Annotated in this window: 9 protein-coding genes; all 9 read left to right on the top strand. The window is 43.9% G+C overall.

All coding sequences use genetic code 11. From position 1 onward, the window contains the following. Positions 1-4 precede the first annotated feature (4 nt). Positions 5-2,248 (top strand): S9 family peptidase, encoded by a 2,244-nt coding sequence (locus BACPLE_RS06745; RefSeq protein WP_040312562.1) that lies wholly within the window; start codon positions 5-7, stop codon positions 2,246-2,248. Positions 2,249-2,271: 23 nt separating this feature from the next. Next, positions 2,272-3,546, top strand: a complete 1,275-nt coding sequence (gene purD, locus BACPLE_RS06740) for a phosphoribosylamine--glycine ligase (protein WP_007560159.1) — start codon at positions 2,272-2,274, stop codon at positions 3,544-3,546. 3 nt (positions 3,547-3,549) lie between these two features. Beyond that, complete coding sequence (locus BACPLE_RS06735) at positions 3,550-4,485, top strand: hypothetical protein (RefSeq protein ID WP_007560157.1); 936 nt, start codon at positions 3,550-3,552, stop codon at positions 4,483-4,485. Then, positions 4,461-4,925 carry a YqaA family protein gene (locus tag BACPLE_RS06730; RefSeq protein ID WP_007560155.1) on the top strand — a complete coding sequence of 155 codons (465 nt, stop codon included), beginning with the start codon at positions 4,461-4,463 and terminating at the stop codon, positions 4,923-4,925. Before BACPLE_RS06735 ends, BACPLE_RS06730 begins: the two co-directional genes overlap by 25 nt. An 88-nt stretch (positions 4,926-5,013) precedes the next feature. After that, positions 5,014-5,997: a metallophosphoesterase family protein gene (locus tag BACPLE_RS06725; RefSeq protein WP_007560153.1), complete on the top strand. Its 984-nt coding sequence runs from the start codon at positions 5,014-5,016 to the stop codon at positions 5,995-5,997. A gap of 54 nt (positions 5,998-6,051) precedes the next feature. Then, the gene (gene mnmD, locus BACPLE_RS06720) at positions 6,052-6,714 is read left to right on the top strand and encodes a tRNA (5-methylaminomethyl-2-thiouridine)(34)-methyltransferase MnmD (RefSeq protein ID WP_040312589.1); all 663 of its coding nucleotides are present in this window, start codon (positions 6,052-6,054) and stop codon (positions 6,712-6,714) included. 71 nt (positions 6,715-6,785) lie between these two features. Next, the gene (locus BACPLE_RS06715; protein WP_007560149.1) at positions 6,786-7,655 is read left to right on the top strand and encodes a metal ABC transporter solute-binding protein, Zn/Mn family; all 870 of its coding nucleotides are present in this window, start codon (positions 6,786-6,788) and stop codon (positions 7,653-7,655) included. Between the two features lie 11 nt (positions 7,656-7,666). Continuing rightward, positions 7,667-8,434 (top strand): metal ABC transporter ATP-binding protein, encoded by a 768-nt coding sequence (locus tag BACPLE_RS06710; protein WP_007560147.1) that lies wholly within the window; start codon positions 7,667-7,669, stop codon positions 8,432-8,434. Between the two features lie 111 nt (positions 8,435-8,545). After that, a complete protein-coding gene (locus BACPLE_RS06705) occupies positions 8,546-11,878 on the top strand; it encodes a DUF2723 domain-containing protein (protein ID WP_007560145.1) in 3,333 nt (1,110 codons plus the stop codon). Positions 11,879-11,906 lie beyond the last annotated feature (28 nt).

The following is an 11,906-nucleotide window of genomic DNA, read 5'->3' as shown; positions in this document are numbered from 1 at the left end:
GAATATGAAACGTATATTCTTTTTATTCTTTTTGTGCTGTATGACCACTCTCACCACTTTTGCCCAGGAAAAGAAAGCCTATACACTGGAAGATGTGATTCCGGGCGGAAACAATTATTTTAACCTAGTTCCTAAAAACATTCCGGGACTGCAATGGTGGGGAGATGTATGTATACGTGCGGATGTGGAAAACATCCGCAGCATTCAGTTGAAAGACGGCAAGGAAACCATACTTGTCACACTGAAAGAGGTAAATCAAGCTATTGAAAAAGGAGAAAAGCCCTATCAGCTGTCGCATGAACTAAAACCGCTTCGCAGCCTGATGTCGGCTTCATTGCCTTGGGCAGAACGTAAAGTCATTGTATTTCAGCAGAACAATTATTGGGTGGAATATGACTTCGGCCAGAAAAAAATTACAAATATTTTCCGTCTGAACGAAAAAGCTTCCAACCTTGACTTTTGCAAAACCAATGACAAAGTGGCCTATACCGTCGGTAACGGTTTGTTTGTAACCGGCAAAGGGGAGGAAAGTCACCAGATTAATCCTTCACAAACAGAAGAAGGGGTAGTTTACGGACAAGCTGTACATCGTAACGAATTCGGTATTTATAAAGGTACATTCTGGAGCCCGAAAGGAAGCTATCTGGCTTTTTATCGTATGGACCAGAGTATGGTCACAGACTATCCTCAGGTGAATACATCGACTCGTATCGCAACTCTTGAGCCAGACAAATATCCGATGGCAGGAATGACCAGCCACAAAGTAACGGTAGGAGTGTACAATGTAAAGACTGGAAAAGTAACTTACCTTCAGGCTGGTGACCCGACCGACCGTTATTTTACCAACGTTAGCTGGTCGCCCGATGAGCAGCATATTTATGTCATCGAACTGAACCGTGACCAGAATCATGCCCAACTTGTAAGCTATCAGGCTGCCACAGGTGAACGAGAAGGGGTATTGTATGAAGAAAAGAATCCGAAATACGTAGAGCCTCAACATCCGCTGGTATTCCTGCCGTGGGACGAAAGTAAATTTATTTATCAGAGTCAGCGCGACGGTTTCAACCACTTGTATCTGATAGATACAAAGGTAAAAGGAGAAGGTACATGGAAAAATGGCAAATTGGAAGGAAGTACCTATCTGGAACACCTGAAAGTAACTCCTTTGACGCAAGGCGACTGGCTGGTGCAGGATATTCTTGGATTCAATGCAGGAAAGAAGGAAATTATTATCGGTAGCACAGAAATATCTCCGCTGCAAACCAATCTGTTCAGCCTCAACGTAAAAACCGGAAAACGAACATTACTAGGAGAAAAAGACGGCATGCACCGGGCTTCACTCTCTGAAAGTGGTACTTACCTGATTGACAACTTCTCTTCATTCCAAGTAGGACGTGAAATCACTTTGCTGCCTACCAACGGAAAGAAAGGAACTACATTGCTGAAAGCTGATGACCCGATGAACAGCCTGTTTAAGTTGCCGGAAATTACCATCGGTACCTTTAAGGCGGCAGACGGAAAAACAGACTTGTATTACCGCCTGATTAAACCCGTGGACTTTGACCCTAACAAAAAATATCCGGCCATTATCTACGTATATGGTGGACCGCATGCACAGCTCATCCACAACACACGTTTTTATGATGCCAGAGGATGGGATTTATACATGGCTCAGAAAGGGTATGTGATGCTGACAGTAGACAGCCGGGGAAGTGACAACCGAGGATTGGCTTTTGAGAACTGTACATTCCGCCATTTGGGAGTAGAAGAGATGAAAGACCAGGTAAAAGGTGCTGAGTTTCTGAAATCACTGTCTTATGTAGACGGTGAACGAATCGGCGTACATGGTTGGAGCTTCGGTGGCTTCATGACAACCAACCTGATGCTGACTTATCCTGACATCTTCAAGGTAGGTGTGGCTGGAGGACCGGTCATTGACTGGAAGTTCTATGAAGTAATGTATGGTGAACGTTACATGGACACACCACAGTCTAATCCGGAAGGATACAAGGGTTCCGACCTGAAACAGAAGGCTGGCAACCTGAAAGGCCGTCTGGAAATCATTATCGGAGGTACGGACCCCACTTGTGTACCACAACACAGTTACTCATTCCTGAGAGCTTGTATTGAAGCTGGTACCCATCCGGACTTCTTCGTTTATCCGGAAGATGGACATAACATGATGGGACGTGACCGTGTACACCTGCACGAACACATCACCCGCTATTTTGAAGACCATTTGAAATAATAGACTAAAAAACAGATACATATATGAAACTTTTACTTTTAGGTTCAGGAGGACGCGAACATGCACTGGCATGGAAAATCGCACAAAGCCCGAAAATTGAAAAGTTATACATCGCTCCGGGAAATGCCGGTACGCGTGAAGTAGGCGAAAACGTGGCTATCAAAGCCGATGACTTTGAAGGTATCAAGCAGTTTGTAACGGCCCACGGCATTGACATGGTAGTAGTAGGTCCGGAAGACCCATTGGTGAAGGGGGTATATGATTTCTTCAAAAACGATGACGAATTGAAGCAAGTACCAGTTATCGGTCCATCAAAGGCTGGAGCCGTACTCGAAGGAAGCAAGGAATTTGCCAAAGGTTTCATGCAGCGTCATCATATTCCGACTGCCGGATACAAGAGCGTAACTGCAGCCAACCTGGAAGAGGGACTGGCTTTCTTGGAAACCCTGAAAGCTCCCTACGTACTGAAAGCTGACGGATTGTGCGCAGGAAAAGGTGTATTGATTCTCCCCACATTGGAAGAAGCCAAGAAAGAACTGAAAGAAATGCTGGGCGGTATGTTCGGAAATGCTTCTGCTACAGTAGTTATCGAAGAGTTCCTGAGCGGTATTGAATGCTCGGTGTTCGTACTGACTGATGGAAAGAACTATAAAATCCTGCCAGAAGCCAAAGACTACAAACGTATCGGTGAAGGTGACAAAGGATTAAACACAGGCGGTATGGGTTCTGTTTCTCCGGTTCCATTTGCAGATGCGGAATGGATGAAAAAGGTGGAAGACCGTATCATCCGTCCTACAGTAGAAGGACTGGCTGCAGAAGGTATCGATTATAAAGGATTTATCTTCTTCGGACTGATTAACGTAAAAGGTGAACCGATGGTAATCGAATATAATGTCCGTATGGGTGACCCTGAAACAGAAAGCGTCATGCTGCGCATCAAGAGTGACTTAGTAGACTTGTTTGAAGGTGTGGCTCAAGGTAATCTGGACGAAAAGACATTGGAAATTGATCCACGTTCTGCAGTCTGTGTCATGCTGGTATCTGGCGGCTATCCGGAAGCTTATGAAAAAGGATTCCCGATGACAGGCATTGAAGAAGCAAAAGCAGGAGGAAGTATCGTATTCCATGCCGGAACAGCTTTGAAAGACGGACAGGTAGTAACTGCCGGAGGACGTGTCATTGCTGTCAGCTCTTACGGAGCCAACAAGGCAGAAGCTTTGGCACAGTCTTTCCAAAATGCAGGTAAAATCTGTTTTGAGAAAAAATATTTCCGTTCAGACATCGGGTTTGACCTGTAACACATGCTTTCCCGAAATAGATTTCAATATGAACTGGCCACCGGAAGAGCAACTCTTCCGGTGACTATTATTATCTGTCTTATCATGTATGGCATCACCTATCAGGAAAAGACAGATTTACTTTCTTTGGCCATCCACGGAGCTATAGTCTACTGCCTGATTGAATTGAACACCACATTCTCACTCATCCGGACACGTACAACACTTCATGCGGCCATATTTCTATTCTTTTTAAGTGGGCTACCTTTTTTGCACGCCTATTCACATGAGCAATGGATTCCCTTATTGTTCACCGTATCTTTCTCTTATTTGTTCCGAAGCTATGAATCGGTATATGCTCCGGTTCCTATTTTTCATAGCTTCCTCTGTCTCGGTATCAGCAGTTTTCTACTTCCGCAAGTGCTATACTTTGTCCCGCTGATTTATTTCTATATGATTGGTTTAAGGGCTTTTACCCTCCGTACATTCTTTGCAGGGCTCATCGGTCTCCTCCTTCCTTATTGGATTGCATTGGCCTATCATCTTTACGCTGGAAACATGGAAGAAACCTGGCTACCTTTCAAAGCACTTACCTGTTTTTCTCCAATCGACTATTCTATTCTTTCTTTACCGCAATTAATTTCCGGAGGTATTGCAATCTTATTCATAGCCATTTGTAGTATAGAATGTATACTACATAGTTACCAAGACAAAGTACAAACGCGTATCATGCTCCGTGTCCTGATAATTACAGGAATAGGCACATTGGCTTGTATGCTACTTCTGCCTTCACATTTCAATACTTATTTTCTTATGACATTAATCGTAGGTTCCGTCATGGGTGGTCACTTACTGGCACTGACCTTCAACCGGTTTACCCGTATCTTTCTTTGGGTATCCCTTGGAATCTGGACCTGCGTATGTATCATGAATTTATGGATGCATTTATTCAATTTCTAATAGACTGGGGATACTGGGGAATGTTTCTCTCTGCATTCCTGGCCGGTACCATCCTACCGTTCAGTTCGGAAGTTGTGCTACTAGCCTGCATCGGATTAGGATTGGACCCTGTATGGTCCACACTTTTCACAACTGCAGGAAATGCACTCGGAGGTTTTACCTGCTATTGGATAGGGCGAATTGGCAAAACTGAATGGATTGAAAAATACTTCAAAGTAGACAAAAAACAAATGGACAAAGCCATCCGGTTTATTCACGGAAGAGGGTCGTGGATGGCCTTCTTCTCTTTTCTTCCCGTCATTGGAGACGCCTTACTTATTGCATTGGGATTTATGAGAGGCAATGTATGGATTACCACTATTGCTATGACTATTGGCAAACTGGCACGCTATGCCATCATCGTAGCCACAGCCTTGGGAGTATTCCGGTTCATCGGATAGAAAACCAATGCAAATTTTTCATGCTCAAAAGATATGACTATCTTTGCGAAAACGACCGAAAATCGTCTTCGAAAAAATTAATAGGAACATGAAAAAACTTCTTTGCATCTATTACTTGTTATGTATAGCCACATTGGCTTATGCACAAGACTTAAGATTTAATGCCAACGGAAAATTTAAAATCGTTCAGTTTACTGACGTACACTATATTTTTAATGATTCGCGCGCAGAAGTAGCCATTGAACGCATCAATGAAGTGCTGAATGCTGAAAATCCAAACTTGGTAATGTTTACTGGAGATATTATCTACGGCAAACCCGCAGAAGAAGGAATGCGCACCGTATTGGAACAGGTATCTAAACGAAAAATCCCTTTTGCTGTAACTTTCGGAAATCATGATGACGAACAAGGACTTTCCCGTGAAGAGCTATTGAAAATCATTCAACGTATTCCCTATAGCCTGACTTCCACCACAAAGGGCATTTCAGGTACCACCAACTTTATTCTGCCAATCAAATCATCCGATGGACAGAAGGATGCTGAAATCCTTTATATATTCGATTCCCATTCTTATTCACAGATAAAGGGCGTGAGAGGATATGATTATATCGATTTCAACCAAATTCAATGGTACCGTGAGAACAGTTCAAAATATACACAGACAAACGGTGGAACTCCCCTTCCTTCGCTGGCTTTCTTCCACATTCCTCTTCCTGAATACAATCAGGCTGCAGCCGATGAAAATGCAGCATTGTTCGGCACCCGGAAAGAAAAAGCATGTGCCCCTGTCTTAAATTCAGGTCTTTTCACCGCAATGAAAGAAATGGGTGACATTGAAGGAGTGTTTGTAGGACATGATCACGATAATGATTATGCGGTAATGTGGCAAGGCATTCTTTTAGCATACGGGCGCTACACCGGTGGAAATACGGTTTATAACAACTTGTCCAACGGAGCTCGTATTATCGAACTGACCGAAGGCGAAAAAGGATTCCGTACTTGGATTCGTACTAAGAATCATACAGAACAAGAGGTGAAATTTCCGGAAAGCTTTTTAAAACCCAACAAATAGCTCCACAAAAGAATAGCCAGATTTGTTTAACAAAAGACTGTTGATATAAAAATGATTACACTTGAACCGACGGCTGATGGAAGCAATACATTATACGTTCCTGAATTGAATGAACATTATCATTCCGTGAAAGGCGCATTGACTGAGTCAGCACATATTTTTATTCAAATGGGATTGAATCACGCTCAGGCAATAAACCCTCGCGTACTTGAAATAGGTTTCGGCACAGGGTTGAATGCCTTTCTGACTTTGTTGGAAGCAGAAAAAAGTCAAAGAGCCATTCACTTTACCAGCATTGAACGATTTCCTCTTTCGGAAGAGATTGTACATAAACTGTCCTATCCAGAAACAATTGCGCCCGAAGAATGTGAGAAATTCTATGCACTGCACACTGCTCCTTGGAACCAGGAAGTAAAAATAACACCTTATTTCACATTACATAAAATAGAAAATGATTTTACTCACTTTTCATTTAGTGAATATTATGATGTGGTCTATTTTGATGCCTTTGCTCCCGAAAAGCAACCAGAGATGTGGAATCAAGCACTTTTCAATAATTTATATAACCAAATGAATCCTGGTGGAATCCTAACTACTTACTGCGCAAAAGGAGTGGTTAGGAGAATGTTGCAAGCAGCTGGGTTCACCGTAGAACGACTCCCTGGCCCTCCGGGAGGTAAAAGAGAAATTCTTCGGGCAACCAAAGAAAGAACCTAAAAATAAACAAATGCGTCTCCCGCTACCAAAAGAAACTACTATATTTGTATTATACTTTACGGCACAAACAAATGAAAAAATATTTTTTTGCTTTAATAGGTATCTTGCTTCTCACTATATCTTGTACGGGACAGCAAGGAAAAGAAAACGCCCCCACCCTGACAGTCACCATTGAGCCGTTACGGTTCTTCACAGAAGCTATTGCTGGAGATAAATTCCAAGTGGTCAGTATCGTTCCCAAAGGAGCTAATCCGGAAATATACGACCCTACTCCTCAGCAACTCGTCGAACTGGCACGAAGCAAGGCTTATTTGCGCATCGGCCATATCGGATTTGAACAAGCATGGGCAGAAAGATTGCAAGCTAACACCCCCAAACTACCTTTCTATGATATGTCACAAGGAGTAGATCTCATTCATGAAATACATCCTCATGCCCATACACATGGAAATATAGACGGAGTAGAACCTCATATCTGGAATTCTATTTCGAATGCACGCATTATTTCCTCTAACATCTGCAAGGCATTGTCTGAAATAGATCCTGACAACCAGGCTTACTATCAGACACGACTGGACAGCCTGCAACAGGTCATCAACCGTACCGAACGTGAAATGCAGAGCTATTTGGCGAACGCTGACTATTGTTTCCTGATTTACCATCCGGCATTAAGTTACTTTGCCCGAGACTACAGCCTGCAGCAAATCAGTATCGAGGAAGGAGGAAAGGAACCTTCACCGAGCCATCTGCAAGAACTGATGAAAACTTGCAAACAAAAACAAGTAAGAGTCGTATTCGTGCAACAGGAATTCGATCAGCGTAATGCGGAAGTAATCGCCCAGGAACTGGGACTAAAAATCGTTCCTATCAACCCGTTAAGCTATGACTGGAACAAAGAAATGATTCACATAGCCAAATCACTGAGCAAAAACAATAACTAAAACTTATCTTAATGAACCAACCGCTTATCAGACTGACTGAGATTGCCGCTGCATACGATCAGAAAAAAGTGCTGGAACATATCAACCTGGAAATTGCAGAAAAGGATTTTCTTGGAGTTATCGGCCCGAACGGAGGAGGAAAAACCACCTTGATGAAAATTATTTTAGGCTTACTAAAACCTACGGCTGGAAAAATTCAGTTTTTTCATCAAGGAAAGGAAGTGAGTGAAATTACAATGGGGTATTTACCCCAATACAACACTATAGACAAGAAATTTCCCATTTCAGTGTACGAAGTGGTTCTTTCTGGACTAAATAAACAAAAATCATTGTTCCGTTCATTCTCTAAGGCACAGCATGACAAGGTACGGGAAACTATTGTTCGCATGGGACTGGAAGGTTTGGAACAAAGAGCCATCGGACAATTAAGTGGCGGACAACTGCAAAGGGCCTTATTGGGACGCGCACTCGTCTCCAATCCAGAAGTCGTCATTCTGGATGAACCCAATACATACATTGACAAGCGTTTTGAGGCTCGTCTTTATGCACTGTTGGAAGAAATCAACAAAGAGTGCGCCATCGTGCTGGTGAGTCACGATATCGGCACCATCCTGCAAAACGTAAAAAGCATTGCCTGTGTAAACGGCACACTGGATTACCATCCAGATACGGAGGTCTCTGCCGAATGGTTGGAAGCACATTTTGAATGTCCTATCGAACTGTTAGGACACGGCAATCTGCCTCATCGAATATTAAAATGCCATCACCATGAAGAGTAGAAGGCTGCTTTTAACGCCTTTTGCAACATTATCATTTACTTTTGAGACTTGATTAGCAAATGTTTGCTATCTTTGCCGCATTGAATTTTAACGAGAAACTAAAAATAATTCATGAAACAGTACAACAAGATTAACAATCTGGTAGGCTGGCTCGCTTTTGCAGTGGCTGCATTTACTTACTGCATGACCATTGAACCGACAGCCAGCTTCTGGGACTGTCCGGAATTTATTACCACCGGATACAAACTGGAGGTAGGACATCCTCCTGGCGCACCTTTCTTCATGCTGACAGCCAACCTGTTCAGCCAATTTGCCAGCGATGCAACTCAAGTGGCTAAAATGGTGAACATAATGAGTGCCCTGATGAGTGCGGCATGTATCCTGTTCCTATTCTGGAGTATTACTCACCTGACCAAGAAACTGATTTGCCCCGATGACAAAGAGATGACTACGGGCAAGCTGATTACCATCATGGGAGCTGGTCTGGTAGGTGCACTGGCCTATACATGGAGTGATACATTCTGGTTCAGTGCAGTAGAAGGTGAAGTATATGCATATTCCAGCCTTTTCACTGCCGTTGTTTTCTGGCTGATTCTGAAGTGGGAGAACCGGGCTAACGAGCCTCATAGCGACCGTTGGCTGATATTGATTGCTTACCTCACAGGATTGTCTATCGGTGTACACTTGCTGAACTTACTGTGTATTCCGGCCATCGTACTGGTATATTATTACAAGAAAAACCCCAACGCCAACCTGAAAGGCAGTCTGATAGCCTTGGCTGGTTCCATGATTCTGGTAGCTGTCGTATTGTATGGCATCGTACCGGGTATCGTGAAGGTAGGTGGATGGTTTGAGTTGCTGTTTGTCAACGACTTCGGTCTGCCATTTAATACGGGTGTCATCATTTACATGATTATTCTGGCCGCAAGCATCATCTGGGGTGTGTACGAAAGCTATACCGTGAAAAGTCGCAAGCGGATGAATATCTCTTTCCTGACCACTGTCGGTCTACTGGGTATTCCGTTCTACGGCCATGGCTGGAGCAGTGTCTTCATCGGCATCATCGTACTGGCTATTTTAGCAATTTACCTCTTTGCCAATATCGGTGAGAAATACCGTGTCAGCGCACGCACGCTAAATACCAGCTTACTAGCCATGATGATGATTGTGGTAGGTTATTCTTCGTATGCAGTCATTGTCATCCGTTCTTCGGCCAATACACCAATGGACCAGAACTCTCCGGAAGACATCTTTACTTTGGGAGAATACCTGGGACGTGAACAATACGGTACCCGCCCGTTATTCTACGGACAGACTTATGCTTCCAAACCTGCATTGAAACCTACTGAAGGAGGATGCGTGTATGACGTGGAAGAAGGTGCTCCGGTATACCAGCGGAAAGAAAAGGAACGTCCGGATGAAAAAGACAGTTACGAAATTGTACGTCATAAAACAGAGTATAAATACGCTCAAAACATGTTGTTCCCACGTATGTACAGCGATGCACATGCACAGGCCTACGAAGACTGGCTGGGAGGAGTAGAAGGACGTCAGGTTCCCTACGACCAGTGTGGAGAGATGATTATGGTCAAGATTCCGACACAATGGGATAATATCAAGTTCTTCTTTATCTACCAATTGAACTACATGTACTGGCGTTATTTCATGTGGAACTTCGCCGGACGTCAAAATGACATTCAGGGACAAGGAGAAATTGAACATGGAAACTGGATTACCGGTATTTCATTTATCGACAACATGTTGATAGGCGACCAGACGCTGCTCCCAAGTGAACTGAAAAATAACAAAGGACACAACGTATTCTACTGTTTACCGTTGATTTTGGGACTTATCGGTCTGTTCTGGCAGGCTTATAAGGGAGAAAAGGGTATCCAGCAGTTCTGGATTGTCTTCTTCCTCTTCTTCATGACCGGTCTGGCCATCGTGCTTTACCTGAACCAGACACCGCAGCAGCCTCGTGAACGAGACTATGCATACGCCGGTTCGTTCTATGCATTTGCCATCTGGATTGGACTGGGAGTGGCAGCCATAGCCGAATACCTGAGCAAGAAAATCAATGAAAAGCCTGCGGCTATCTTAGCCAGTGTGGTCTGCTTGCTGGTGCCCGTGCAAATGGTAAGCCAGACATGGGACGACCACGACCGCAGCGACCGCTATACATGCCGCGATTTCGGACAGAACTACTTGAACTCTGTACCGGAAAAGGGAAATCCGATTCTCTTTACCAACGGTGATAACGATACATTCCCCTTGTGGTATAATCAGGAAACAGAAGGTGTACGCACGGATGTACGTGTCTGCAACCTGAGTTACTTGCAGACTGACTGGTACATCGACCAGATGCGCCGTCCGGCATACGACTCTCCTTCAGTACCTATCAACTGGGATCGTATTGACTATGTATCCGGTCACAACGAAGCGGTGTACGTACGTCCTGATGCCATGCCGACCATTCTTGAATTCTACAAAAAGAATCCGGAAGAGGCAGCCAAGGAGTTTGGAGATAATCCATACGAACTGAAAAACATTCTGGAACACTGGGTACGCTCACCGAAGGAAGACTTACAGATGATTCCGACCGACAGTATCGTCATAAAACTGGATAAGGAAGCCATCAAACGTTCAGGTATGCTGACACCTGATTCTATTCCGGAATACATGCATATCTCGCTGAAAGGTAAACGAGTGCTGTATAAGAGCGAACTGATGATGCTGGAAATGTTGGCCAACACCAACTGGGAACGTCCGATGTACATGGCTATCACCGTGGGTTCTGACAATCACCTGAACCTGACCAATAACTTCTTGCAGGAAGGTCTGGCTTATCGCATTACTCCGTTTGACAATGCGAAATTAGGCAGACGACTCGACAGCGAAAAGATGTACGACAACCTGATGAACAAGTTCAAGTTCGGCGGCATTGACAACCCTGACATTTACCTGGATGAAACGGTATTGCGCATGTGCGATACGCATCGCCGCATGTTCGTACAGCTGACCAGCCAGTTGATTAAGGAAGGCAAGAAGGATAAGGCACTGAAAGCATTGGATTATTGCGAAAAAGTGATTCCTTCGACCACCGTTCCGCACGATTACCTGATGAGCAGTTCCAAGGAAATGGCAGAAAACTACCTGGCATTGGGACAAACGGAGAAAGCTGAAAAGATTCTCAATGAACTGGCCAACAATGCAGTAGAATATGCTACCTGGTATTTGAGCCTGGACGATGCCCGTTTCGCAAGTTCATACGAAAACTGCATGCGTTATTTCTATATTCTGGATGATGTATGCAAGACCATGGCACAAATGAAGGACAGCAAGACAGGTGAAGAGAACAAATCAGCTTTGCATTATGCTCAAAAGTTCGACCAGCTGTACAAACTGCTGGAAAAACGAGTAGGCAATAGCGCTCCTGCTCAATAATACAAAAGAGATTGAATGTATCAGATAC

The organism is Phocaeicola plebeius DSM 17135 (assembly GCF_000187895.1).
GTDB lineage: Bacteria > Bacteroidota > Bacteroidia > Bacteroidales > Bacteroidaceae > Phocaeicola > Phocaeicola plebeius.
Note: the sequence above shows the minus strand (reverse complement) of the source record. Positions and strands in the feature narration are given on the sequence as shown.

Bases quoted from the DNA above. Each gene is read 5' to 3' on its own strand.
- BACPLE_RS06745 (WP_040312562.1), top strand. From the start codon at position 5: ATGAAACGTATATTCTTTTTATTCTTTTTGTGCTGTATGACCACTCTC.
- purD (WP_007560159.1), top strand. From the start codon at position 2,272: ATGAAACTTTTACTTTTAGGTTCAGGAGGACGCGAACATGCACTGGCA.
- BACPLE_RS06735 (WP_007560157.1), top strand. From the start codon at position 3,550: ATGCTTTCCCGAAATAGATTTCAATATGAACTGGCCACCGGAAGAGCA.
- BACPLE_RS06730 (WP_007560155.1), top strand. From the start codon at position 4,461: ATGGATGCATTTATTCAATTTCTAATAGACTGGGGATACTGGGGAATG.
- BACPLE_RS06725 (WP_007560153.1), top strand. From the start codon at position 5,014: ATGAAAAAACTTCTTTGCATCTATTACTTGTTATGTATAGCCACATTG.
- BACPLE_RS06715 (WP_007560149.1), top strand. From the start codon at position 6,786: ATGAAAAAATATTTTTTTGCTTTAATAGGTATCTTGCTTCTCACTATA.
- BACPLE_RS06710 (WP_007560147.1), top strand. From the start codon at position 7,667: ATGAACCAACCGCTTATCAGACTGACTGAGATTGCCGCTGCATACGAT.
- BACPLE_RS06705 (WP_007560145.1), top strand. From the start codon at position 8,546: ATGAAACAGTACAACAAGATTAACAATCTGGTAGGCTGGCTCGCTTTT.